Annotated in this window: 15 protein-coding genes; 4 read left to right on the top strand and 11 right to left on the bottom strand. The window is 58.1% G+C overall.

All coding sequences use genetic code 11. The features are described from left to right. Positions 1-364 precede the first annotated feature (364 nt). Positions 365-643, bottom strand: coding sequence for a hypothetical protein (locus EKK30_RS11900; protein WP_290985163.1), 279 nt, complete (start codon positions 641-643; stop codon positions 365-367). A gap of 320 nt (positions 644-963) precedes the next feature. Between EKK30_RS11900 and EKK30_RS11895 the strand changes: the two genes are divergently transcribed. Next, on the top strand, positions 964-1,584 hold the full coding sequence (locus EKK30_RS11895) for a hemolysin III family protein (protein WP_290985160.1): 621 nt from the start codon (positions 964-966) through the stop codon (positions 1,582-1,584). An 83-nt stretch (positions 1,585-1,667) separates the two neighbouring features. Here the strand turns inward: EKK30_RS11895 and EKK30_RS11890 are convergent, their stop codons facing one another. The 8 genes from EKK30_RS11890 to EKK30_RS11855 all read right to left on the bottom strand — a co-directional run bounded on the left by EKK30_RS11890 (position 1,668) and on the right by EKK30_RS11855 (position 20,096). Next, entirely contained in the window at positions 1,668-4,088 is a 2,421-nt protein-coding gene (locus tag EKK30_RS11890; protein ID WP_290985157.1) for a glycogen/starch/alpha-glucan phosphorylase, read from the bottom strand. 34 nt (positions 4,089-4,122) lie between these two features. Continuing rightward, positions 4,123-6,789, bottom strand: coding sequence for a malto-oligosyltrehalose synthase (gene treY, locus EKK30_RS11885; RefSeq protein ID WP_290985154.1), 2,667 nt, complete (start codon positions 6,787-6,789; stop codon positions 4,123-4,125). After that, complete coding sequence (gene malQ / locus EKK30_RS11880) at positions 6,786-8,624, bottom strand: 4-alpha-glucanotransferase (RefSeq protein ID WP_290985151.1); 1,839 nt, start codon at positions 8,622-8,624, stop codon at positions 6,786-6,788. The genes treY and malQ overlap by 4 nt, the downstream gene beginning before the upstream one ends. Then, positions 8,617-10,443, bottom strand: a complete 1,827-nt coding sequence (treZ, locus tag EKK30_RS11875; RefSeq protein ID WP_290985148.1) for a malto-oligosyltrehalose trehalohydrolase — start codon at positions 10,441-10,443, stop codon at positions 8,617-8,619. Before treZ ends, malQ begins: the two co-directional genes overlap by 8 nt. After that, positions 10,440-12,539: a glycogen debranching protein GlgX gene (glgX, locus tag EKK30_RS11870; protein ID WP_290985145.1), complete on the bottom strand. Its 2,100-nt coding sequence runs from the start codon at positions 12,537-12,539 to the stop codon at positions 10,440-10,442. The genes treZ and glgX overlap by 4 nt, the downstream gene beginning before the upstream one ends. Further along, positions 12,536-14,749: a 1,4-alpha-glucan branching protein GlgB gene (gene glgB, locus EKK30_RS11865; RefSeq protein ID WP_366927334.1), complete on the bottom strand. Its 2,214-nt coding sequence runs from the start codon at positions 14,747-14,749 to the stop codon at positions 12,536-12,538. Before glgB ends, glgX begins: the two co-directional genes overlap by 4 nt. Positions 14,750-14,757: 8 nt before the next feature. After that, positions 14,758-18,018 (bottom strand): maltose alpha-D-glucosyltransferase, encoded by a 3,261-nt coding sequence (gene treS, locus EKK30_RS11860; RefSeq protein WP_290985305.1) that lies wholly within the window; start codon positions 18,016-18,018, stop codon positions 14,758-14,760. Positions 18,019-18,092: 74 nt separating this feature from the next. Continuing rightward, positions 18,093-20,096 carry an alpha-1,4-glucan--maltose-1-phosphate maltosyltransferase gene (locus EKK30_RS11855; RefSeq protein ID WP_290985139.1) on the bottom strand — a complete coding sequence of 668 codons (2,004 nt, stop codon included), beginning with the start codon at positions 20,094-20,096 and terminating at the stop codon, positions 18,093-18,095. Positions 20,097-20,434: 338 nt separating this feature from the next. Here EKK30_RS11855 and EKK30_RS11850 point away from each other — a divergent pair, with 338 nt between their 5' ends. Continuing rightward, positions 20,435-20,644 (top strand): ChaB family protein, encoded by a 210-nt coding sequence (locus EKK30_RS11850; protein WP_290985136.1) that lies wholly within the window; start codon positions 20,435-20,437, stop codon positions 20,642-20,644. A gap of 18 nt (positions 20,645-20,662) precedes the next feature. Here EKK30_RS11850 and EKK30_RS11845 read toward each other — a convergent pair whose 3' ends face one another. Then, positions 20,663-20,965 carry a polyhydroxyalkanoic acid system family protein gene (locus EKK30_RS11845; RefSeq protein ID WP_290985134.1) on the bottom strand — a complete coding sequence of 101 codons (303 nt, stop codon included), beginning with the start codon at positions 20,963-20,965 and terminating at the stop codon, positions 20,663-20,665. A gap of 172 nt (positions 20,966-21,137) precedes the next feature. Between EKK30_RS11845 and EKK30_RS11840 the strand changes: the two genes are divergently transcribed. Together EKK30_RS11840 and EKK30_RS11835 are read left to right on the top strand one after the other, a co-directional pair. Further along, positions 21,138-22,451: a hypothetical protein gene (locus tag EKK30_RS11840; RefSeq protein ID WP_290985131.1), complete on the top strand. Its 1,314-nt coding sequence runs from the start codon at positions 21,138-21,140 to the stop codon at positions 22,449-22,451. A gap of 4 nt (positions 22,452-22,455) precedes the next feature. After that, entirely contained in the window at positions 22,456-23,274 is an 819-nt protein-coding gene (locus EKK30_RS11835; RefSeq protein ID WP_290985128.1) for a hypothetical protein, read from the top strand. A 67-nt stretch (positions 23,275-23,341) separates the two neighbouring features. Here the strand turns inward: EKK30_RS11835 and EKK30_RS11830 are convergent, their stop codons facing one another. Next, positions 23,342-25,900 carry a TonB-dependent receptor gene (locus EKK30_RS11830; RefSeq protein WP_290985126.1) on the bottom strand — a complete coding sequence of 853 codons (2,559 nt, stop codon included), beginning with the start codon at positions 25,898-25,900 and terminating at the stop codon, positions 23,342-23,344. Positions 25,901-26,083: the final 183 nt, after the last annotated feature.

Raw genomic sequence — 26,083 nt, 5'->3', positions numbered from 1 at the left:
CCTTGTCAAACCATGCACACGAAGGCGCGCGACTATCGGCTGGGCGATACAGTGGTCTGTCTGTCTTGAATATATCACTTTGCGGATCGCGCGGTGTGTCAGAACGCGACAAAATTCTGCACAGCATCAACGACTGAATCCACGGTTAGTCGCGAAAGCCCTACTTAAAGGAGTTAGCGATCATCCTTGCCTGGATCTTCAATAGGATTGGGAGCTGGATGCGGCGGTTCGGTAGGCTCCGGCGGCAACGGCGGCAGCTGACCAGGCTCTTGGGTGGGTTGCGGTACACTTGGCGGGTCGAGAGGATTTCCCATAGTACCCCATGAAAAAAGAGGAAGCCGCGTACCGCGGCTCCCTGATCGAGTTAGTCCATCGATTTCTGCTTGGAAGAGTCCGGTGTGCGCGTCGAGGTGCCTTCCGGGGACTTTGCTGCACCTGTTCCGGCAGCCCCTGAGGTTCCAGCACCTGCACCGCGATCCGGTGACTCCGTGTTCGGCGTTCTGTCGGAGGTCTTTCCACCCGGCTGGTTGGTAACGCCGCCGTTATCGTTCATCTTGAGCTTGTCGGTCGTGCTATCGGCCGCGGCCGCCGCAGCAACGCCCGCGAACGTGAAGGCCGCGGCGATGGCGATGATCTTACGCATGGTCGTCTCCTCATATTTATTGTTGGCAGGACTTTTGCCCGCTATTGAAAGAAATGCTTCCGGGCCCTACCCGTTCCGAAATTCCCTACCATCGCGGAAACTTTTATCCCTGCTGCTCGGTCTGCACTGCACTGCCCGCTCCTGCCACGCAGTACTCCTGATGCAAACCAGCTGAATACGCGCGCGTTCCGAAGGATCAGTTTTCTCGGGTGCGCATGTGCGGAATTTGAGCTGAACTACCCCTTGCCCCGCTTGGATTATCCGGGAACACAATGCTGTAGAGCAAGCTTGTGATCTTAGCCGGTCGGAGTTCTTCAAAAATGTACACGCGAGAAGAGCGCCGCGCAGACAATGTACTCCACATCATCGGTATAACCGTCGGGCTGGTCTCCGCCATCGCCATGATTGCCGCCGGGACCCGGCATCTTCCCGCTGCATTGGCGCTCAGCTTAGTTATTTACGGGTTGAGCATGGTGGCGATGTTCGCATGCTCCGCAGCCTATAACATGAGCGCTTCGCTGAAATGGCGCAGCATGCTTCAGCGCCTTGATCACGCTGCGATCTTTCTCAAGATTGCCGGAACATACACGCCATTTGCGATTGTGATGGGCGGACTTGCAGGATACGCGCTTCTCGCCGTCGTCTGGACGACGGCGCTATTCGGTATTGGCCTGAAATTAATCACGACCAACTGGAAAGGCGCCGATATTCCAATCTATCTTCTCCTCGGATGGGTCGGCGTGCTGGCCTATCGGCCCCTTCTCGATACCGTTTCCCCACTCGCACTCGTCCTCCTGGCCGCTGGAGGTATCCTCTACTCCGCAGGCGTGATTTTCCACGTTTGGCGCGACCTTAAGTACCACAACGCCATTTGGCACGCCTTCGTGCTGGCAGCGACGGCATGTCATTTCGGTGCTGTGAATACGGCTGTGTTCGCATAGCCAACGCGCGTTGCTCGTCTTGGAAAACTCCCGAGCAAAACTCTGCTTCAGCTTGCCCGATTAGATGATGAAGCCTTGCGCTATTAGGATCCTGTGGTCCAAATGGACTCGGCATATTGCCTGATCGCGCGATCTGAGGAAAAGCGCCCCATCCCTGCGATGTTCGTGATGACTTTTTTGTTCCACGCTTCCTTATCTAGCCAATTGCGATCAACATAGGCCTGAGCGCGTAGGTAGTCCGCGAAATCCGCGAGCACCATGTAGCGATCGCCATGTCCCAGCAAAGAATCGAGAATGGGCCGGAAACGGTCCGGCTCATCCGGCGAAAATAAGCCTCCGCCGATCTGATCGAGCACTTTTTTGAGAACAGGATCTGCTTCGCTCACCGCGTGCGGCGAATATTGCGCACGCAACGTCTCGACCTCGGCGACGTTCATGCCGAACATGAACGTATTCTCCTCGCCGACAGCCTCCGCGATCTCGATGTTTGCTCCATCGCGCGTCCCAAGCGTCAGCGCCCCGTTCATCGCGAGCTTCATGTTGCCTGTGCCCGACGCCTCGGTGCCGGCCAGCGAAATCTGCTGCGAAAGATCAGCCGCTGGAATAAGCCATTCCGCCATCGATACGTTGTAGTTCGGCAGGAAGACGAAGGTTAGTCGATCTTTCGTATCCGGATCAGCGTTGAGCTTGGCTGCGACGTCGTTCGCGAGCTTGATGATGAGCTTTGCTAGCCAATAACTCGACGCCGCCTTGCCGCCCATCAACACGACGCGAGAGGGATAAGCCCCCTTTGTTTCCTTCAGCGCGTTCCAGCGGGCGATGACGCCCAAAATGTTCAAGAGCTGGCGCTTGTACTGGTGGATCCGCTTGATCTGTACGTCGAACATCGCGCTCGGATTGATGCGATGGTCGGTAAGCCGCCTGATCCGCTCTGCCGCAGCCTCCTTGTTGCGAGTTTTGATCGCGTCGATCGCGTCCTGCACCCTGGCGTCATCGCCGAAGCGAGCCAACGGAGAGGGATCAAAGGATTGGCGCCAGTCGACGCCTACCAAGTCATCGATGAGCGAGGAGAGAGCTGGGTTCGACTGATAAAGCCAAAGCCTTTGCGAGACGCCATTCGTCACGTTGCAAAAGCGTTCGGGATAAAGTGCGGCGAAGTCCGGAAAGAGGTCCTCCCGCACGAGCTTACTATGAAGTGCAGAGACTCCATTGACCCGATGACTCGCATAGGCAGACAAACGGCCCATGTTCACGATCGGTGTTTGATCGCTTGAGACAATCGAAACTTCGCTCGAGCGAATGGAGCTAGATGTGACCTCCGGCGAATTGACGAGCCGGAGATTGATCTCCTCGATGATCTGCAAATGCCGCGGCACGATGCGGTTCATCAGATCGAGCCGCCACGTCTCGAGCGCCTCCGGCATCAATGTATGATTGGTATAGGAAATTACCGAGTTGGTGATGATCCAGGCCTTGTCCCATCCCAGCTCATGCTCATCGACGAGCAGACGCATCAATTCGACCGGCGCGAGTGCAGGATGAGTATCATTGAGATGGATCGATATCTTGTCCGGCAACAGCGTCCAATCTTTGCCGAACTCCCTCACGAAGCGTGTCAGCATATCCTGCACGGACGCCGCGGCGAAGAAGTACTCCTGCTTCAGGCGGAGTTCGCGCCCTTCCTCGGTGCTGTCATCGGGATAAAGAAGACGCGACAAAGTTTTCGATCGAATCTTCGTTGCGAAAGCCTCGATATGACGTCCGCGATTGAACGTTGCGATATCGAAGCCATGGAGCGGCTTCGCCGACCAGAGTCTCAGCGTATTCACGAGTTTATTGTCGTGCCCAGGCACGAGCAGATCATGAGCTGTCGCAATCACGCGTTCGGCTGGGGTCCATATCGCTCGTTGATCGCGGTGTTCGACGTGTCCCCCGAATCCAATCTCGAAAGCGGGTTCGGAGCGCATGAAGTCCCAGGGATTGACACCCACCAGCCATTCTTCGGGCTGCTCGATCTGCCAGCCACCGGCAAATGTTTGCCGGAACATGCCGTACTCGAAGTAGATTCCGTACCCGTACGCCGGCACTCCGATATTCGCCATTGAATCAAGAAAACACGCGGCCAATCTGCCCAGACCGCCATTCCCAAGAGCTGGCTCAGCTTCCAGATCGACAATCTTGTCAAGGTCGATGCCGAGTTCGCTCAAAGCGGTTGAAAACTCCCGCTCAAGTCCCAACGACAAGAGAGCATTTTGAAGCTGACGGGACAGCAAGAACTCCATCGATAGATAGCCGACCTGCTTCATCTTTCGGCGGCTATCGGTCGACGCGTGCCATCTATCCACCAACAAGGACCTCACCGCGAGCGAACAAGCCACGAGCCAATCGCGCGGCGCGGCTTCTTCTGTCGTCACGCCGACCTGATGGCGCAGATGCCTGACGATCTCCTCTTTGAGATTTTCGATTTCGCGCTCAATAGCCTGGTCTTTGCTCTTGATATCCACGAGCACAAATCCCCTCTGACTGAGCTTGGACGTTTCAGCTGGTAGGAAGAAGAACAGCGATAGGTCGAGATAGCAAGACCTCGCCTATCCTGATCCGGCAGTCGGCTACGGCCAAATGCTTTCCCGAGAAAAACTCAGCGAAGCTTTGCCGTTCCACATCGCGCGGTAACGTTATGGTGGCGTCGCCGAACGGTGCGCCAATGAAGCCGAAAGCCTCGCTGTCGTTGTACATCGTCGCGCTCGGAATTACTCCGGCGACAATGACCATGTTTTCCCTCGAACGCCGCATGAATGCAAAGCAATCGCGTTGGCCTCCGCACTCGATAGATAGCGGCTCATAATCCGCAGATGTCAGATCCATACTGCGGCGTACAGCCAAACTCTTCCGCAACATGTCCAACTTGACCCGGCCGTCACGCCAATCTTGCTCGCCATGCGCCTCGCCATCGCTGCCGGCATTGCTCAACTGTTCCCGTGCGTCGAAATCGACCGGCCGGCGATTGTCGGGATCAACCAGCGAAAGGTCCCACAACTCCGTGCCCTGGTAGATGTCAGGGATACCGGGTGCGAACACCTTCACGACCGTTTGAACCAGACTTGCAGCCGCACCGGCACGTACCAGCGGCGCGGTCGTCTTTATGAAATCGTCGAGGAAGGGGTTCGGCGCTTGTAGCGCGGCGCGAACGAAAGTGCTCACCCGCTCCTCATAGGAAGAACTCGGATTCGTCCAGCTCGTGCGAAGCTTGGCCTCCCGTGCCGCCTTGATCATGAACTGTTCAATGCGGTCCACAAAATCGTCAGAAGCACCATCCTCTCTGGTCATTGGCCAAGCGCCCGCCAAAGCCTGGAAAAAGAGCCATTGCGCTTCGTCATCGAGTCCTTCGTCGCTTGTGATGACGTTAGTTGCGCTTAGAACGCCACGCCAGCGATTGGCCGCGCAACACCAGTCGTCCTGCACTTTACTGATGCCATAAAGGCGAATACGAGCGTCCTCGCCGCGCTTGGTATCATGGGTCGCTGTGGCGCTAAGCGCTCGAGGCGCGAGAGCCTGCCGGCGCTTCATTGCTTCGTGAAAAGCTTCGATGCCGCCCTGAACATCATCGGGCTCGCCGCCGACCTCATTGAGGGCAATAAACCGATTGAATCTGTAGAATTCGGTATCTTCCACCGCCTTCGCCATCAGTGGACCAGTGGTCTGCTGAAATTTAGTGACGAACGCTGCCGCCCGCTCCTTCTGCGATCCTGGCACGCGGCCGGTGAGAATCGAGACAATGAAGTCAATGGCAGCCGAATCTTCGATCTCTCGGCTGGCCTTGGCGCGATGAGCGACGGCTTCAAGAACGTCTAAGTCGACGGTCGAAACGCCTCCCGGACTGATATACGTGCGATAAGTCGTAAAGTGCGCAGCAAACTCGATAAGCGCCATGCGCACAGCATCGGCGCCAAAGTCACGCGTGCTCAAGTCAGCCTCAGCGACCGCCGTGGCCATCGCAACCAGGCTTCGCAACTCGGCGGCGAGGTTGAACGACAGCGTCCGTCGTTTGACCGCCAAAGTCCCGGACGCATAATCATGAGCGGTGGACGTGAAGTCGCGGTAGCCCACACTCAAGCGGCCGAGATCGCCTGAAACGAAAAGTCCGCTCAAGTCACGAATGAACTCGTAGCCGGTCGTTCCATCCACCGGCCAATCGGTGCGAACATCTTCCCCCTCGCCAAGGATTTTCTCGACAACAAGATACATCTCCGGCTTGGCGGACGTCGCGCGCCGCAGCTGTCCGAGATAGCCCTTCGGGTCCGCCAGCCCGTCGATATGATCGATACGAAGCCCGTCGATCTTACCCGCCGTGACGAGGTCGAGCACAGACCGGTGCACGTCGGCAAATACCTCGGGAAGTTCGACACGAACACCAATGAGATCGGAAATTTCGAAGAAGCGACGATACGTCAACATTTCGCGAGCGGTACGCCAGTAGGCGAGGCGCCATACCTGACGCTCCAGGATAGAATGAAGCTCGGGCCGCCGCTGGTTTAATAGGCCAAGAACCGTATCGATTGCGTCCCGCTTCGAGGCAACGAGCGATTTGAAGTCGCTTTTGAGCTGCGCGGACGTCTCCGGCGACGATGCTGCAGCGGCTCCAGAAAAATTTGCGAGATCGGCGTCTGAGCTGGACGCAAAAACAGCAGGATAGACCTCCGGGTTGAGTGGAAACTGATTATCGAAGTATTTCGCGACAAGCTCTCCGCGTGCCCCATCTATCGCGATTTTGAGTTCGCCTGCAGAGAGGACGTCCCAATACGATTTGCCCAGTACAGGAATGACCAACTTTGGCGCCGACCAATCGATATCGAAATGCTGCGCATATCGGCTCCGCGGTCCCCACTCGAGAACATCGCGCCACCACGGATTATCGGGATGCGCCGCCATATGATTGGGAACGAAGTCGACCAGCACCTTCAGGCCGAAGCGGTCGCATTCCGCCACCAGCATTTCGAAACCGGCACGCCCGCCCAGAGATGGCTCGATCTCGTTGAAATCCAACGCGTCATAGCCGTGCGTTGAACGGGGCGTCGAGCGGAATATCGGCGATAAGTATATGTGCGAGATGCCAAGCTGAGAAAGGTAGGGAATGATCCTGGTCGCATCGGCAAACGTGAATCCGTTCCGCAGCTGCAAGCGGTAGGTCGCAATTGGGATCGTCATGGCTGACGCGGCCGCACGCGCGCGACGGCATCGAGCGTTCGAGCCGCCAAGGGGGAATCGAAAAGTTCTTCGAGCGTCATTGGCAACTTAGACCGCCAATTCGGATATTCCTTGTGCGTTCCCGGAAGATTGATCTGATCCCGTGCTCCGGCAATGTCCTCAAGCTGCACGACGAACAAGCGGCTGGGAACCTTGGCAATGCAGGCATGCAGATCGCAGACCACCTCATCCGCAAGTTCAGTAGCGGACGCGTGGTCAATTGCATGAGCGAACCCGTTACGGGCTAGAAGGGCAAGAAGTTGGCGGCGGTGGCCCTGTCGCGCGGCCAACTCGGCTTCGATGTACCCCTCCGCGATCAAGCCGAGTTTCCGGCGCGTTTCGATATCCGTTCCACTCCACCATCCGCCGAGCGTCGGCAGATCATGCGTGCCAATGCACGCAAGCGCCAATTGTGGATAGCTTTCTGGATTCACATAGTGACCCGCCTCATCACGCTCGAAATAGAAAACGCGATAGCTATGAATCTGACGTTCCCACATTCGATCTCGAAACGCGGCGGGAACCGTGCCCAAGTCTTCGCCGATGATGATCGTGTTGAATTTCTCGGAGACACGAGCGACTACGTCCAGCATCTCTTCGCGAGGGTAACGGACATATCCGCCCCCACGAGCATCGCTGCCTTCCGGTATCCAATAGAGACGCTCTAATGCCATCGCGTGATCGATCCGAACGGCACCGGCGTAACAGGCGGAGGCCGCGATCACCTCTTCGAACGGGCCCATCGCCCGCTCTTCCAAAGCCGAAGGGATGATCGGCGCCAGGCCCCAGTCCTGACCCAGCACATTGAATTCATCCGGCGGACATCCAATACGCGCCTTCGCGGTCACCAGTGCCGGGTCGCCCCAAGTCGCCGCACCATCGGGCGCCACGCCGACAGCGAGATCGAGATAAAGTCCAACCCGCATCCCCGCCGCGAGCGCGCATCGCTGCGCCTCAGCTAACTGCGTGTGCGCAGTCCACTGCAGCCACTTGTGCCAAAGAATGTCGTCTTGATGGTCACGCATCAATTCCAAAACTGCGGAGGAGTGAACGTCCTGAAACTCGGGCGACCACTTGAGCCATCCGGATTGGAATCCTCGCTCCACCATGAGCGCGCTCAGGGTTTCAAATCGCGCGAAATTGTCCAGAGGCTGTCCGCGATCTTCACAGAAACTCCGAAATTCGAAATCATCGCGTGCCGAGGACCGGAAAAATATCTCACGCAAAGCGCGATGCTTCAGCCTCGCCACAGTCCCGTAGTCGACCGTCCGGCTCTCGCGGACCGACTGTACGCATTGATCCTCGCGAGCGAGAATCTCGGCTCCGAGTGGCAGCACATCGATCGCGATATAAAGCGGATTGATGAACTGTCGCGTTGAAGGGAAGTACGGGCTGCAACGGTTCGGATCGTCCCAAAACAATGCATGCAGCGGATTGACGCCGACGAAGTCAGCGCCTCGCGCAGCCGCGAGCTCCGCCAAGTTCGCAAGATCTACGAAGTCGCCGATCCCTTGATTTCGACGTGAGGAGATCGCGTATAGCTGCGTGCTGACGCCCCAAATCCGACCCTCTCGCAGCCAATCGGGAACATAGCACTCGCCACCATGCTGCGGGCTACCCGAGCTAGAGGGATGCTGTCCGTGATCGAGATCCAGGTCGTGCGCTGCATCGACGCCCATGGCTTCCAAGAGACTGATCTTGATGGCGTCCGGGATAACACGATGCTCACCCGTGGCGCTGATATAGGATTCTTCGATCCCGTATATCGCCGATAGTCTTGAGAGCGGATCATTCATGAGAGCCGGGCACCAAACTCAAGACAAGGCTTCTGGGCGGCAGCAAACCATTTTCGACGCTTGCCTCGGCGATACCGCTTGAGACAAACAGGATTTCCGCACCGTCTGCCACCGAAGTCGCATCACACGCTTCCTCCCCGAGGTTAAGATCAAGCCGCAAGGTTCTGCCGCCAGAAGTGCGCCAGTCGACGCTTATTGCCTTCGGTCCGATCGCTCGACCGCTCGCGTCTGCAAGCCGGATATCCTTGAAGAGCGGAACGAGCTTTTCCGTGCGCAGCTTGAGTAAACTCTTCACCAACGCGAACTGCGGATTGTCCCGTTTGGCGTTCAACCAGTCGATTGTGCTGGCGCGCGCCGTCGCAGGATCGTTTGGGTCCGGGATCTTCTCGCGCAAGATTGGATCACCGAAAGCTGTCCATTTGCGAAACTCGTTGCGGCGACCCTCTCGAACCGCACGACCAAGCTCTCCCTCGAAATCGGTGAAATAGAGGAACGGGCGCCGTTCGGCCCATTCGTCACCCATGAAAATCAGAGGTGTAAATGGAGATAGCAGCAGCAGCGCGGTCAGCACCTCTAGCTCTTCCGCGCCGATCAATGTCGAAAGGCGTTCGCCAAACGCCCGATTGCCGATCTGATCGTGGTTCTGAAGGAAGTTGACGAACGCGGCAGGCGGCAAGCCGCTTGAAGGCTCTCCGCGCGTTTCTCCCTCGCGAAAAGGCGAGGGTTCACCCTGATACACGTAGCCCTCGGTCAAGGTTCGGCACAGATGACGCGCGCAGTCCGAGTGATAGTCGGCGTAATAGCCATCGCTTTCGCCCGTCGCCATCGCATGCACGACATGGTGGAAATCATCGTTCCACTCGGCCGTGAAAAGCTCCGGAATCCCCGACGCGTCTCGACCATGCAAGCTCACGATGTTCCGATCGTCTTCTGTCGTCAGGTGAACTCGACGATCGGTAATCCGTTCTCGCACGGCCCGCGCGATATCATTCAGCAAATGGACCGCGGACGGGTCTCTTATCTGATCGACTGCGTCCAATCGAAGTCCGTCGAATCGGTACTCCTTGAGCCAGTAAAGGGCGTTGTCGATAAAGAACTGGCGAACAGCAGGATTGTCGTAGGCGATGCCCGCTCCCCACGGCGTGTGCAGTTCAGGATGGAAGAATTGCGGCGCATAGGATCCAAGGTAATTGCCGTCAGGGCCGAAGTGATTGTAGACCACGTCGAGCAGGACCATCAGGCCGCGAGCATGAGCTGCGTCGACAAGAGCCTTGAGGCTCTCAGGTGATCCGTAGTTCGAATGCGGCGCATAATGCAGAACGCCATCGTAACCCCATCCTCTGGTCCCCCCGAATTGCGCCACCGGCATGATCTCAAACGCTGTAACTCCGAGCGACACTAGATAGTCGAGGCGCTTGGCAATGCCATCGAATGTACCCTCGGCTGTGAAAGTGCCCGTATGCAGCTCGTAGATGACAGCGCTTTCCCAAGGCCGCCCAGGCCAATCCGCTGTCTTCCAATCGTACGATTTTGCATCGACCAATTTCGATGGCCCATGCACGTCACCGACCTGAGCTCGGGCAGCGGGATCGGGAACGAGTTGGCCATTTGGTAGTCGAAAACTATAACCGCCTCCTAACGGAATGAGCGACGTCGTCAACGCGAACCAACCACCGCCGATTGCCTGCATCGCCTCTCGCTTCAGGCTATCCGCCGCAACGAGATCGATCGCATTTACTCCTGGCGCCCAAATTCTGAACTGCGCCCCTGCCTGCTCGACGTTCGCTCCCCATGACGTACGAAACGCGTAGGACGTCATTTCCACCGGCCCTTCATGAGACAGAGAGACCGTCCCGCAATGATGAAAGCCTTGTCTAGTTCGGCGCCCTCTCCTGGACCTTCCGTCCCGACATCGGTGTAAATGACGATGTTCCAATGCTCGTTCTTCGCAAGCTTCGGCAGCTCGTACGAAACGCCTTCGGTATGCGCATTGAAGAGCAGCAGAAGCGCGTCTCCACTACGATCACAAAGCATTAGTCCGAAGCTGCGAACGAGATCATTCGTCCAGTCTTCCGGCTCCATCGTCTTGCCGTCTGCGCGGATCCAGATGACGTCCTTCATCTGCTTGCCCACGGACGAGCCGTGAAGGAAATGGTCGCGATGAAGGAGCGACGTGTCCGCTCTCAGCGCTATCAAGCGCTTCGTGAATTCCAGGAACGCCTCATCGTGCGGATTGCGCTCGGTCCATCTTAGCCATGTCGTCTCGTTATCCTGGCAATAGGCGTTGTTGTTGCCGCCTTGGCTTCGGCCACACTCGTCTCCCATCAGGATCATGGGCGTGCCTTGGGAGAACAATAGCGTCGCCATGGCTGCGCGACGCAGCCTATCCCGGAGTGCGAGAATATTTTCGTCGTCTGTCGGGCCCTCATGACCGCAATTCCAGCTGCGGTTATCGTTATGACCGTCGTTGTTGTCCTCCTTGTTCGCCTCGTTGTGCTTCTCGTTGTAGGCATAGAGGTCAGCGAGGGTGAAGCCGTCATGCGCTGTCAGGAAATTGATGCTCGCCCACGGTTTGCGCCCGCGTCTGTCGAACAGGTCCGCAGACCCGAGAAGCGCACCTGATACCGCCGCGGCCATCCCATCCGTGCCCAACCAAAACGAGCGCACGTCGTCTCGATATCGGCCATTCCATTCTGCCCAGCCGGGCGGGAAATTTCCGACCTGATACGAATCTTCTCCCAAGTCCCAGGACTCAGCGATGAGTTTCACGTTCGACAGCAAAGGATCTTGGCGAACCGCCGATAGAAATGAACTATCGGGACTGAATGAACGCCCGTCGCGCGCCAGCGATGTCGCCAAGTCGAACCGGAAGCCATCGATACCGTAATTCTCGACCCAGTGGCGAAGGCTGCTGGTGACGAGTTCTAAAACACGCGGATTCCCGACGTTGAGCGTGTTACCGCATCCGGTGGTGTCGTAATAAAAGCGCGGCTCATCCGCGAGCTTGTAGTAAGATGCGTTGTCGATCCCGCGGAAGGAGATCGTGGGGCCGAGGTGATTGCCTTCACATGTGTGGTTGTAAACCACATCGAGGATGACCTCGATACCCGCCGCGTGAAGCGCATCGACCGCCACCCTGATTTCGTCGGGGTCGCCGCTGCTCAGGTAATGTGAGGCCGGCGCGAAATAGCAAAGCGTGCTGTAACCCCAATAGTTCTTCAATTGCTTTTCGACGAGATATCGATCGTCGAAGAAGCACTGGACCGGCAGCAGCTCGACCGCAGTGATCCCAAGCTTCACAAGATAATCGACGGCTTTCGGATGTCCGAGCCCCGCGAAGGTACCGCGCAGATTTTCCGGAATTTCAGCATTGAGCTTGGTGAAGCCCTTTACGTGAGCTTCGTAGATGACCGTCTGATCCCAAGTTTTGGGCTTGAAGCGCTTCGAGAACGGCAGCCTCGGCGTCCATCTGACCCGAGGCTTAGGCCCAACCACGCATTTCGGCGTGAAGTCGGCACTATCTCGCTCGTCCATGACGATATCGTCACCGCCGACGACGTAGCCGAAGTGCGCATCGTTCCATTGCACGTCGCCTCTGAGTTCGCGCGCATAGGGATCGACAAGAAGCTTGTGCGGATTGAAACGATGTCCTTCCTCAGGACTGTATGCGCCATGGACGCGATAACCGTACAGCTGTCCTGGCTTTAAGCCTGGAATGTAGCCATGCCAAACTTCATCAGTGAATTCCGGCAACGCAATGCGTGCCGTTTCCTGCTGGCCATCGGGACCAAAAAGGCAAAGCTCAACACGCGATGCATTCGCAGAATAAAGCGCGAAGTTCACGCCACGGGAATCGGCGTTTGCGCCGAGAACTGCGGGAGATCCCGCCTGAACGCGGTATCGTGATCGGCTCAAGCGTGCTGCCCCTCTGCTTGATCGAGAATGAAGACGAGAACTCCCAGCGGCGGCAGCGTCAGCCGCAGCGCTTGGGGATGACCATGATGGGATTGCCGCTCTGTATGAAGCGCACCGCCGTTGCCGACGTCGGAGCCCCCATATTGTGCAGCATCCGAATTAAAGCGCTCGAACCAGCGACCGGCATGGGGAACGCCGATCATGTAATCGTGCCTCACGACTGGCGTGAAATTGCAGACGACAAGCGCCGGACGGTCATGCTCATAACCAAGGCGAAGGAAGGCGAGAACGCTGTCGCGCGCGTTTCCGCCATCGATCCACTGGAAGCCCGAGGACTCGCAGTCCCTCGCGTGAAGCGAGGGATATTCGCGATAAAGCGTATTGAGATCCCGAACTAGCGATTGGATGCCTCGGTGGGCCTCGTCGGCCACGAGGTGCCAATCGAGCGATCGATCGTGTGACCACTCCCGCTCCTGTGCAAACTCGCAACCCATGAAGAGCAATTTTTTACCGGGGTGCGTCCACATGAAGGAGAGATAGGCGCGAAGGTTCGCGAACCGCTGCCATCGGTCCCCGGGCATCCGGCCGAGCAACGATTTCTTGCCATGCACGACTTCATCGTGACTGATCGGCAGGATGAAGTTTTCATCCCAAGCATAAATCAGACCAAACGTCAGCTCGTTGTGGTGGTACTGGCGATGAATGGGATCGAGCGAGATATACTGCAGCGTGTCATGCATCCATCCCATGTTCCACTTGTAGCTAAAGCCGAGACCGCCATCTTCGACGGGCCGCGAAACACGCGGCCACGCAGTCGATTCCTCGGCGATCGTCATCGCTCCGGGGAAGCTATCGCGGACCCCCTTGTTCATCTCTTGAAGGAATGAGACCGCCTCGAGATTTTCGCGGCCATTGTGAACGTTCGGGACCCATTCACCGGGATTCCGGCTGTAGTCGAGGTAGAGCATGGATGCGACCGCGTCGACGCGCAGGCCGTCGACATGATAGCGATCGAGCCAGAAGGCGGCGTTAGATTCCAGGAAGTTTGCAACTTCACGTCGGCCATAATTGTAGATCAACGTATTCCAATCTTTGTGGAACCCTTTGCGGGGGTCCTCGTGCTCATAGAGCGCCGTGCCGTCGAAGCGAACCAGCCCATGAGCATCCGAGGGAAAGTGTGCGGGCACCCAATCGAGGATCACGCCGATCCCGGCTTCGTGAAAGCGGTTGACGAACTTCTCAAAATCTCCCGGACTCCCGAACCTCGCCGTCGGCGCAAAGAGTCCGATTGGTTGGTAGCCCCAGGAACCGCCGAATGGATATTCCGAGATCGGTAACAGCTCCACGTGCGTAAAGCCGAGATCGCGAACGTACGGAATGAGCTCGTCAGCAATCCGATCGTAACTGAGAAACGTGTTGTCTGGCCCTCGCCGCCACGATCCCAGATGCACCTCGTAGATCGAAATCGGGGCGGTTCGCGCGTTCCGACCTCGACGCCAGTCGAACCATTCTGCGTCGTTCCAGTTGAGCCGGTTTGGATTAGCAACCCGGGATGCGGTGTGCGGCGGCGCCTCGTGCGCCTGCCCATAAGGATCGGCTTTTGCCGGAAGCAGGTTTCCCCGAGCGTCGATAAGTTCATACTTGTAGAGAGCGCCCTCGACGATGTCGGGAAGAAAGATCTCGTGGATGCCCGCTCCAGGATGCCGCCGCATCGGGTGACGCCGCCCATCCCAGTAGTTGAACTCACCGATGACGCTTACACGCGCGGCATTTGGCGCCCAAACAGCGAAATGCGTACCGCGAACGCCGAGATGATCGCATACGTGCGCGCCAAGCTTCTCATAGGCGCGCCGATGCCGGCCTTCGGCAAGCAGGTAAAGATCAAGCTCGCCGAAAAACGATGGAAAGCGATAGGGATCTTCAGCCTCCCATGTCGCTTTATCGTTGGCGAAGCGCACACGGTAACCTTCGTCCAAACCCGATGCCACTGTCGCTGAAAAAAGCCCCCTCGAATCGATGGGCTCCATAGCCGCGATGACCGAGCCGTCAGTACGCGTGATGAGTTCTGCCCGCGCGGCATCAGGGTGAAAAACGCGGACGACAATTTCCCCATTCCCCTCCCGGTGCGGCCCCAGGATTGAAAACGGATCTCCGTGCCGACCGTTGACGATCAGCTCGAACGCATCGTTGGCGACGCTTCTTCTCTTCACTGAGCTGCTCATTTCTCACCTGCCATTCGTGCAAGCATGTCGATCACGCCTCTGACAGGGATCGATAGCCAAGTTGGCCGGCTCGCAAGCTCGTACTGCATTTCGTAGAAAGCCTTGCGCAGCAGATAGAGTTGCAGCAACGCATCAGCTGTTTCCGCATCCTGCGGATAGCTCGGCATGTCTTTGGCACGCGCAGCATAAGCGCTGTGGCAATCAGCAACCGCCCGATCACGCCATGAAAATGCGAGTTCCCGCGCTCTCTCCGGCGGAATGAGGCCCTTTTCGTGAATGCGATCGACAGCCGCCCATGCGGCATAATCGAGCGATCTCAGCATCCCAGCGAGGTCCACGAGCGGCGTTGCCTTGCGCCGCCGCTCCGCCAGCGGCCGTTGGGGTTCACCTTCGAAGTCGATGATCATCAGATCGTCTTGCACAACCAGGATCTGACCAAGGTGGTAATCGCCGTGGATGCGGGTTTTGAGTCCAGACGGCGTGATCGTCGCGCAGCGGTCGAGCAGATTGCCCACTGAAGATTCCCGCGAAAGAATGAGGTCAACGCAATCCTTGATCCCGCCAATCGCAAGGTCTGACGAAGCGTTGCGCAGCGCGTCGAAAGTCGCATGCGCTTCACCTCGGACCTCCTCGACCCATTGCGCGATATCCTCAGAAGTGACCGGCTCGCCCCTGAATGCCTCATCAGCCGTCGGTGACGCGAATGCCGCGTGCATCTGCGCTGTGCGCTCGCCGAGAAGCGCTCCGATCCCAACTGGGAAGGCAAGCTGCGGCGTCTGCACATCTACCGTGCTCACCGCGTAGTCTTCGATGATGCGCGTAAGCCCTTCCGTGACGCTGGACCAAGCGTCGCCCTGATTGCTCACATACTCGAAGGCGGCCGCGATCGTGAAGGTCTCGTCGTGGCTGCTCCTCCAATCGACCTTGCCGAGAAACTTCGGCGTATGTGAAAAGCCCTGCGCAGCGAGATATTCGGAGACCTCGGCGTCCGGTTGAACGCCAGGATCGAATTTCCGATAGTATTTCAGAATGACAACGTCGCCGACGATGACCGAAACATTGCTCTGCTCGGCGCCGACAAACTTTATCGTGTCTTCCTTGGGCGGACACTCTGCGAGAGCCGGAGCCCCCCGGAAGACGAGCCCGCCACCTTCTCCCTCAACCTCGCTGGATTGTCTGAGGTTATCGACGACGAGTTGCGCGAAATCCGGATTGTGGACGGCATCTGCAAGAAGTGCCATCTGCGCGCCACGACGCACCATGCCGAGAGCGTACGGTCGCATAGGTTCGTCTGGAGCCGTCGCGCTGCGGCCCGGCAACAACGAAAGCGGCATCAGATACTGCTGTTCGTTACCGCCCCGGAAGCGCACCTTGACGACGGCCGCGCGATGTTCGCCGGCCTGACCAAGATCCGCGAGAGATGCGATACTCACGTCGTCGACGATCTCGTTCTTTGCTGAAAACCAACGTTGCCGCGGGAGAAACCGCTTAATGACATCGTTTGCAAAAAACGCTCCTTCTCGGCCGGAGAGAATGCTCGGCCAGCCGTTACTCATCACCAGGGTCTCCAACTGCGGCAGCGGCTCCGGCGCAGGGATCGTCCATGCTGGAAGCTCTGCAGCTTCGGCGAGAAGAAACCAGAAGTAGCCGTACGCCGGCAGCGTCAGCATGTAGGGTGAACTGCCAACCGGCGGAAAAGTTGATCCGTCCGTCAATTCAATCGGGACCGCGCCACGATAACTTTGCAGGTCGATCTCCGCCGCCTGCGCTGACCGGCTGAGATTAGCGACGCACAGGATGCGTTCGTTTTCGAACTCCCGAAGGAAGGCGATGACACGCCGATTGCGCGGATAAAGGAATGTCAGCTTGCCGCGCCCAAACGACCGGTGCGCCTTTCGGACGCCAACCATTCGCCGAGTCCAGTTGAGAAGCGAGGAAAGATCCGACTGCTGACTTTCGACGTTTACCGCCTGGTAGCCGTAAATGGGATCCATCAGCACCGGCAGGTAGAGCCGCTGCGGCTCGCAACGCGAGAACCCGGCATTTCGATCGACCGACCATTGCATCGGGGTCCGCACGCCATCGCGATCGCCGAGATAAAAATTATCCCCCATCCCGATCTCGTCGCCGTAATAGAGCACGGGTGTTCCAGGCATCGAGAGCAGTAGAATATTCATAAGTTCGATTTTGCGCCGGTCATTATCCATCAGCCCGGCGAGCCTTCGCCGGATGCCGAGATTGATACGGGCGCGGGGGTCAACGGCGTAGGTTTTCCAGAGATAGTCGCGTTCTTCCGCCGTCACCATTTCAAGTGTCAATTCATCATGGTTGCGCAGGAACAGCGCCCACTGGCAACCTTCCGGCACTTCTGGGGTCTGTCGCAGGATGTCAGTAATCGGATGCCGATCCTCCTGCGCGAGCGACATGTAGATCCGCGGCATGAGCGGGAAGTGAAATGCCATGTGACATTCGTCGCCGTCGCCGAAGTACGCGCGCGTGTCCTCGGGCCACTGGTTGGCTTCCGCGAGTAACATTCGGTCGGGATACCGCGCATCGATCTCAGCGCGAATTTTGCGCAAGACCGCATGAGTCTCAGGCAGATTCTCGTTGTTGGTACCCTCGCGCTCACAGAGATAGGGGACCGCGTCGAGCCTCAAACCGTCAACGCCGAGATCGAGCCAGAACCGCATAGCTTTGACAACCTCGTCGAACACAAGTGGGTTGTCGAAGTTGAGATCCGGCTGATGCGAATAAAAACGGTGCCAGAAATACGCTTTTGCAACCGGATCCCACGTCCAATTCGACGACTCGGTGTCGACGAAGATGATGCGCGTGCCGTTGTAGCGATCTTCGGTGTCGCTCCAGACGTAGAAGTCGCGTTCGGGAGATCCAGGCGGAGCACGGCGCGCCCGTTGAAACCAGGCGTGGGCGTCGGAGGTGTGATTGATGACGAGTTCAGTGATCACTCGAATGCCACGCGCGTGCGCCTCATCCACGAAGCGCTTGAAGTCATCGAGCGTGCCGTACGATGGATTGACGTCGGTGTAATCGGAAATGTCGTAGCCGTCGTCGCGTAAGGGCGAAGGGTAGAACGGCAACAGCCAGATCGCGGTGGCACCCAACTGCTGCACGTAATCCAGGTGCTCGATCAAGCCGCCAAAGTCGCCAATGCCATCGCCGTTTGAATCGCGAAACGCCTTGATATGCAGCTGATAGATAACCGCGTCTTTATACCAGTCGCGAATCTCGCGATCCACTTTCGGCGCGGCGTGATCGAACCGGGCCAATGCATCCTCGATGCTTAAAGTCTCGCGGACTGTTTGCAATTCGCTCACGGGCGGCCTCCCGGAGCATGAAGGCGCCAAATCGCATAGGGCTGGAGAGCCGGATCCAAATAGACGTGCTGGATCTTACCCGTCCACGTGAAGCGCTGCCCGCTGACGACGTCGTCCACCTCGATCGACGCATCATCGCTAAGACCAAATTCCCACAAGGGAACTTCGAAGTGCGCGCCCTGCGGCGTCTTCGGATCGAGGTTCACCGCAAAGAGAAGGAAATCGCGCAGATCGGCGGTCGTCTTTCCATAATAGAGGATGTTGTCATTCCACGCGTTGTAGAACGTGACGTTCTTGAACTCGTGCAGAGCAGCGGAGGACTTACGCAGATTATTGATCCGCGTGATGTCATCACGGATGTGACCTGGCCGGTCCCAATCGCGTTTCTTTAATTGATACTTCTCGCTGTCCGAATACTCTTCCCTGCCCGGAAGCGCCTCGGCTTCAGCAAGCTCGAACCCGCTATAGATCCCGTAGTTCGTTCCAAGAGATGCAGCGAGGATGAGGCGAACCTGAAACGCCGCGCGCCCACCCGTCTGCAAGTAGTAGGGATTGATATCCGGTGTGTTGACGAAGAAGTTCGGCCGCATGAACGCCGCCGAGGGGCCGGTGGTCAGCTCGGTAAGGTACGTCGTGAGCTCTTCCTTGGTATTGCGCCACGTGAAGTACGAATAGGACTGCGTGAAGCCGATCTTCGCCAAGTGCTGCATGATGTTTGGGCGGGTGAACGCTTCGCTCAAGAAAATCACGTCAGGATCGTGCGCATGCACCTCGCTGATCAGCCATTGCCAGAATGGAAACGGCTTCGTATGCGGGTTGTCGACGCGAAAGATCTTTACGCCTTGCTCGATCCAGAAAAGGACGACGTCACGCAGCGCCAGCCACACTCCTGGGAACGCTGCGCCGTAAAATTCGACGTTGACGATATCCTCATATTTCTTCGGAGGATTCTCAGCGAACCGGATCGAACCATCCGATCGCCACTTGAACCACTCCGGATGCGCCTTGATCCACGGGTGATCAGGCGAACACTGGATCGCAAAATCCAGCGCGATCTCAAGCCCGGCCTCGCGCGCCGCAGTCACGAGACGCTTGAAGTCGGCGAAATCGCCGAGCTCGGGATGAATGGCGTCGTGACCGCCATCTTGTGATCCGATCGCATACGGGCTCCCGGGATCGCCCTTTTCAGCGACGAGGCTGTTGTTCCGTCCTTTGCGGTGGGTCTTGCCGATCGGGTGGATGGGCGGGAAGTACAGCACGTCAAAGCCCATGTCGCGCACATAGGGCAGGTGCGCGATAACGTCATCGAATGTCCCATGCTGTCCATCAACTCTGGAAAGCGAACGCGGCATGAGTTCGTACCACGCTCCAAAGCCCGCGCGCCTACGTTCGACGATGAGCGGCAGAGCGTGCTCGCTCGCCGCCTCGTGTGCACGAGGTCCCCCTGTCCGAAACAGTCGTTGGGTCTCAGTCGAGTTGAGAAGCGCCATCCGCTCTTCAGTCGTGCTGCACTCGGCGAACCGTGCTGCGAGCTCGCGAAACTCGTCCTCGACGAGCGAACCGGAAGCATTCTCGATCGCCGAGTCGATCAGTCCGCGGACATGATCGAACTCCAGTTCCATGGGCTGTCGCGCGGCCATGCGTTTGCGCGCATCTGAAAGCCACGTCGCGAAATCGTCGCGCCAGGCGACGATCTCGAACGAATATGTTCCGCGCGCGGTCAGCGGGTAGTCGGCAGCCCACCGATCATTCCCAAGAAGCCGCATCGGGATCTTGACCGTCGGAGCTCCGCGAGGGGGCCTGATTTCCAGGTCAACGGAGAGCTCCACATGCCCATCTGAAAAAACGTTCGCGCTCACCGCCAGCGTGTCGCCGACACAGAACTTGGCCGCGTAGCGACCGTCGTCAACTTGCGGTTCGATGTGGGAGATGACAATGCGCCGACTGGCAGTCGCTTCGTCTATCGTGACCGCGCACTCGTCTGCCGCTTTTTTCTGCATTTCCCCGAACCAATGATGCTAGCTCCTGTAAACGAGGGGAAAGCCTTGTAGTTCCAGGCAAATGCATAATAGAGCCGCGTATGACTCTCCTTCAGCTCCACGTTGGAGATCAGCGAACAATTTTGAATTTGTCTTTACGTGCTGGGAACTTCAGGCCGTGCTGAAACGTCTCCCGCACACTGATGGCTTGCTCCTAGGCCAACCCATCGGCGCTAAAACGCCCCGGAAGCGAAACCTCCCGGGGCGATCGCGCGTCTGTATTTATAGAGTTGCTCCGCTATTTTATCGGACACATAGTAATTGGACTTCTCGCCATTCAAGCCGATCAGAGGTCCGCGGTGCCCTACGCAGCAAACGATGATCTTCCCGCTTCCGTTCGCGAGAACTTGCCTGAACACGCCCAGGACATTTTTCGGGCAGCATTTAACTCAGCCTACGACGAATACGGCGGTGATGAGGAAGCCTCTTTCCGGATAGCCTGGGCGGCCGTGAAGCGGTCCTATGTCAAGGAAGGCGGCGAGTGGGTGCCCAAGGGCGTACCCGGTTAACTCGGCCGGGCGGGCTCTTCACTTCTTTTCCAGGAGTAGCTTCGTCCGTTTGGTCAAGGCTCCACTGGCTAGCTCAGCGAACCTGTGCAGTAACCAGGGAAGCACAAGCGTGAGTTGGACGGCGCTGTCTTGCACCAGTGCAGTTCCGGTCGCTTGCTGACCCATTGCCTTAAGACTGAATTCGAGAAGATCGCCCGTCCACTCCTCCCGTTCGATCGTCAAGAAGGGCAGGTTTGCGGAGCCCAATCCATTCTTCAATCGGCGGATGGCTTCGTCCTTGGACAGGCGGTGTGGGATGGTGATTACGATAGGCTCGGCCACGCGCGCATCCTCGGCTGATGATTGTTGGCGGCGAACGCAAAGCAACACGGCTGAGATCCGTCTTCCGCGAAATCGCCCATAATTTCCGGTTTAAAGCTCAGCTCGCTTTAAAACCGGCACGTGCATCCTACATTATCGCAGGCTGCCATCATCAAACGTCAAGGATCGTTAGATGTCCCAAGTCCTTAGGGGCGGAATTGCTCGTCTCGAAGTGATGACGAAATTTACGCTCGCGACGCTCGCCCTTGCCAGCGGTATTTACACCTACATCGGCGTCCGCAGCCTTCTTGAGGGCTCTCCCATCGCGGTTTTCTTCGCCGCCATCGTGTATTCGGCCGCAGTTTCCGTCGGCATCTTTGCCTTCTGGACGTATCTGATGCGGTTCCTGCCGCACATTCGTCAGCCATCCTCTCGACGCCTCATGTATCTGGCCATGTGCGTCGGCGGCATCATGATCCTCGCGATGTCGGCGTGGCTGAACGCTGCCGCGCTTGCCGGCTCGGCCGCCCTGCAGCAGCACATGGCAATTGCGACTGACGAATACCAGCAGCGCTTGGATCAAGCGCACGGCAACGCTCTTGCCGCCCAAGGTCTACTACCCGACATTCAGCTCGCCTCTCAGCGGTTTTCACTGCTGTCCGATCAGGAGCGTCAGTCGGGAGCCCTGACAGGCACATCCGGAAGCGGGACCGTCGTCCAACTCACCGCACAGATGTCGTCCCAACTGAATGCGCTGGCGACCGAGATCGATGCGTCCCGCGAGCGCATCAAGACGCTTTTCGAATCTGGCGGGAAAACGCTGGAGAAAATGCGTCAGCTGACATCCGGTACCGGACCGGTCGAAGACCGGATCAACGAATTCGCGGCGCAAACCGTGACGCTGACAGGCCTCATTGCCGACCTGCAGCAAACCTCAATCGCTCCGGCCGTAAAGCGCACCGCCGACGACTTGTCGAAAAGCTTCATCGCACCCGCCGCAGATGGCCGTTCCGCCGATCTCGTCGACAGACAAAACCAAGTCGTGACGAAGGTCGAGCAGGCGATCAAATCGCAATCTCAAGCGCTTTCCACGGCAGCCGACGACATTCTCGCCCGCCCGGAGGTGAAGCCTGTTCGTTTTGTGCCGCTGTCGACGGCGGAAGCCGTCATTCGGTATGCACCGGATTTTCTTCCAAGTTGGGCGGGCGCCATTTCGCTCGACCTCATGCCCGCCGTGCTCATCTTCATCCATTCGATTGTTTTCGCCGCCATCCGCCGCGAAGAGGGAGAAGAGCGCGATGAGGACGCCATGACCGCTGGTGAGATCATGCGTGCGCTCAAAATCTACAACAACATGCAAGCTCGCGAGACGCACGCCTTCCAGCCCGCGCGTGAGGTCCCGAATGAACAACGAAACTCAGAGCCAGCACCGCCCGCGCCACCCGAGACAGCCAAACCCCCGACAAACGTTGCGCCCATAACACCCGCTGTTGGCTACCAGCGGTAGGTAAATGGCGGAGAAGCGCGCATCGTGGCGGGAAGAAGGAGCGCTCGAAGGCGCTCTCATCCGCTCGATCTTTTTTCTTCTGCTTGTAGCGAGTGGCGCCATCCTCGCCCTGGATTTAAGAAGCCTCGTCGATAAGGCGCTCGAACAAAATTCCGAGCAGACGATGCGCATTGTGTTCCAGCCGCCGACGCGCACCGATCAGGAGCGGCCGTACTTCCCGAAAGCGCTGCCCGTGCTGCCGGGATCAGAGAGCCCGATGATGCCCGGAGTTCCGGCCCGTCCGACGCCAGAGATGGTCGCTGAGCGCATGGCATTTTACAAAGGAGACAATGCCAGCATATCCGCCATCGGACGCATTGAGCCGGGCACCGCTGGTGATTTCGAGAAGTTCCTCGAGCAGAACGGCGCCGAGGCCAAGACGATTTTTTTCTTGTCGCCCGGCGGCTCCGTGTCCGACGCGATCAGCATCGGCAAAAGTATTCGAAAACGGGGGCTGAACACAGAAGTCGCCGGCAAGGGGTATTGCGCTTCGTCCTGCCCCCTCGCGTTCGCAGGAGGCGTCACTAGGCGCGCGGGAAAGCAGGCGCTTCTCGGCGTGCACCAAATCTACGCCGTCCCGCAGGGAACAGAGACCTGGCACGATGGCATCTCCGCCGCTCAGCAGATTTCCGCGCAGTGTGAGGAATATCTCGTAAGCATGGGGATTGATCCTGGAGCTTGGATCAAAGCGATGCAGACGCCTAAGGAGCGACTGCACGTTTTCACGCCCGATGAACTCACGTCATTCAAGATCACGGCCGAGCCATCCGCGTCGAAGGCTTAAATTAATCTGAGGCAAGGTGGGTCGGAGCGTGCGTGGCGTGACCACCGCGTTCGGGCTTTTCTATCCGCTAGAACCTGACCTTGAAACCACCATAGGCGGCAAGCGGCGTTGCCGGAGTGACGGTACGCGCGTCCGTGAAATCGATCGTGCCCAGCGAAGCCGCCGATGCGTCTTCGATATTGAAGTAGTTTCCATACGTCGCGTAGTGATGGTCGAAGATATTGTTCACGAGCGCGTAGACCTGAACGTTCTTTGTCACGTCGTAGGATGTATGAAGATTGACGACGGCGTAGCCCGGTAGCGGCGCGTTCTGATTGGCGTCATCGCCGAAAAAGATCTGATCGGAGGCGGCAATGAGATCGCCGCCAAACTTCCACTTCTGTGTCATCCAATAGTCGAAGCCCGCCTTGAAGCGGTGCTGCGGGACACCCGGCATCCGGTCGCCCGGGCGCACTGTCGTTATGAAGTCGTTACCAGGCGAGGGATTTAATGGGTTGTTCGGCGAATTCACGTCGAACGTGCTCTCGAAGCGAGCATCCGTGAAGTTGTAGCTTGCGAACAGATAGAGACGGTCGTTCCGGTAATCGATACTCGCGTCGACGCCTTCTCGCAGCGTGTTGCCGGCGTTCTGAAAATAGCTCCGGCCGTTGATGGCCGAGGCGACGCTGATGATATCGTCACTGTTCATGGCGTGGAAATAGCCAAGGCTCCACGTCATCTTCCGCCCGTCGAGCCACGTGGATTCGCCGCGGAAACCAACTTCGGCCGTGCGCGACACGACCTGCTTCAATGGCGGATCGCCGGTCAGAAAACTCTCGATGAGACAGGGATTGTTCGGATCCGCGCAGGCAAGTTCCGCAGCGACCGGCGTGCGGTTTGCTTCCGAGTATCCGCTGTAGAGCGTAAGGCCTGGGACAAGCTGATACGTGCCGCCAGCCATCGGATTGAATCGCTGGTACTTGTTGTTGCCATTGAGCTCAGGCGCTTCGCCGGTGTTGTCCTTCAGGCGGATATCCGCGTAGTTGAAGCGTCCACCCGCCGTCAGCGAAAGGCGATCTGTGACATCGAACGTGTCGGAGAAGAACACGCCGTAGTAGGTATTCGTCGTGGTGATGTTGACCGGTTCAATGTCCGAGTTCTGGACGATCTGCCCGTCGCCCGTGACAACGAACTGCGGACCGAAGCTGCCGATTTCAGCACTGGTCTGGTAGCCCACCCGACCATGATCGATACTGGCACCGACGAGGAACTGGTTTCCGTGCCCCCAGACCTTCGCCTTTTGAACGGCCTGCAACGAGCCGCCGTAGCTTTCGGCTTGCTGCGAGATGCGATCGATCTCGCCCACGGCCTGATCGCCGTTAGCCGGCGTGATGACCGGATTTCCGCGCTGATCGAAGAGAGGATCGCCGTCAAAGCATAGGAGTGCGGGATCTCCCGAGCACGGCGCAGCGTCTGAGGCATTGGCATCAACGTGATGCTGACGGAAACTGCGGTAGTAGCTGACGCCAGACACCTTGAGCGTATCGGTGACATTGACCGAGCCGTTGACCGACCCCATCGCCATATCATTTTGCGTCGTCTGCGGGTTCGTGAACACCGCACTATAGCTCTGGTCGAGAAGTTCGACCGGCGAGGCGGCGACGGCCCCGACGAAATTGTCGGCGCCTGTGAAGTTCGCGTGGAACTCCGCGTCATGGTTCTTGAAGCCGATGTCAGCAAACATGCGGCGGATATCCGCGGGAGAAAACTGCCGCCAGCCATCGTCGTGGATGTCCTCAACCGCGATATATGCCGCATAGTTGCCGGCCTGCTGCCCCGCCTGGACCGAACCTTGAATCCGTCCGAATGAGCCCGCGCGGAAATCGGTTTCTACGCCCTGGAAATTGAAGCCGTCCTTCATCGTGATGTTGACGGAACCACCCAGCGCATTGAGACCGAACGCGGGATTATTCGTCGTGACCGCAATGTCGGAGATCGCGATTGCGGGGATGAAGTCCCAATTGACGATGTCGCCGAAGGCTTCGTTGATCCGAACGCCATTCTCGTAGACCGCCAAGCCCTGCGGCACGCCGTTGACCGGCGATGCTTCGAAACCATGGAATTGGACGTTCGTCTGGAAATCGTTGCCTTGGAGATCGTTGACGATGATTCCCGGGACTTGCGTCTCGAGCACATTCTGGACGGCTGTGAAGCCGCCGCGCGCGATGTCTGACGACGACACCGTGTTCACCGACCCTGGAACTTTTGCGATCGGAATTTCGCTGCCCCCGACGGGCGACATCTTCACTTGCGTCGGCTCGGCACCGCTCGTGTCCTGCTCGATGGGAGCGATCGGGGCGGGTTGAGTAACAGGCGCCACTGGCTTCGGCTTCGCAGCCTGCTGAATCTGTCTCGGCGCCGGGGGCTTGGGCTGGGCCTGGATGACTTGAACTTCCGGCAGCTGCTGCACTGGAACCGGCGTCGCGTCAGCAGGACCGGATGGTGCTGCAGGAGCATTGGTGCTCGGAGCCGCTGGCGCACTTGGTGGCGGTGCCGTACCGCCCGATTGCTGAGCCTGGGCGGACTGGGGGAGGCTCAATAGCACGAGCGCAGTAGCGGCGGCCGCTGCGCGTTTGACCCCCAGCATTGATCATTCCCCCCAGTCGGCGAGTTGCAGCGGCTGAAACTTCGCCGACTCGCCAAACTTGAGGAAAAACGGTTCATATCAAACGGTCAATTGTTCCCGCGCCTGCCGGGAAAGTTTTTCCGCCGCCGTGATGTGAGTGCAACCGCTAGCAACGCGTATCAACGCGGCCCGTGCCCGATTCAC

It is taken from the genome of Hyphomicrobium sp. (genome assembly GCF_003987855.1).
Classification (GTDB): domain Bacteria; phylum Pseudomonadota; class Alphaproteobacteria; order Rhizobiales; family Hyphomicrobiaceae; genus Hyphomicrobium_B.
The sequence above is the reverse complement of the archived record's forward strand: the minus strand, read 5'-3'. Positions and strand labels throughout refer to the sequence as shown.

Bases quoted from the DNA above. Each gene is read 5' to 3' on its own strand.
- malQ (WP_290985151.1), bottom strand. From the start codon at position 8,624: ATGAATGATCCGCTCTCAAGACTATCGGCGATATACGGGATCGAAGAA.
- EKK30_RS11835 (WP_290985128.1), top strand. From the start codon at position 22,456: ATGGCGGAGAAGCGCGCATCGTGGCGGGAAGAAGGAGCGCTCGAAGGC.
- EKK30_RS11900 (WP_290985163.1), bottom strand. From the start codon at position 643: ATGCGTAAGATCATCGCCATCGCCGCGGCCTTCACGTTCGCGGGCGTT.
- EKK30_RS11895 (WP_290985160.1), top strand. From the start codon at position 964: ATGTACACGCGAGAAGAGCGCCGCGCAGACAATGTACTCCACATCATC.
- treZ (WP_290985148.1), bottom strand. From the start codon at position 10,443: ATGACGTCCTACGCGTTTCGTACGTCATGGGGAGCGAACGTCGAGCAG.
- EKK30_RS11840 (WP_290985131.1), top strand. From the start codon at position 21,138: ATGTCCCAAGTCCTTAGGGGCGGAATTGCTCGTCTCGAAGTGATGACG.
- EKK30_RS11855 (WP_290985139.1), bottom strand. From the start codon at position 20,096: ATGCAGAAAAAAGCGGCAGACGAGTGCGCGGTCACGATAGACGAAGCG.
- treY (WP_290985154.1), bottom strand. From the start codon at position 6,789: ATGACGATCCCAATTGCGACCTACCGCTTGCAGCTGCGGAACGGATTC.
- EKK30_RS11830 (WP_290985126.1), bottom strand. From the start codon at position 25,900: ATGCTGGGGGTCAAACGCGCAGCGGCCGCCGCTACTGCGCTCGTGCTA.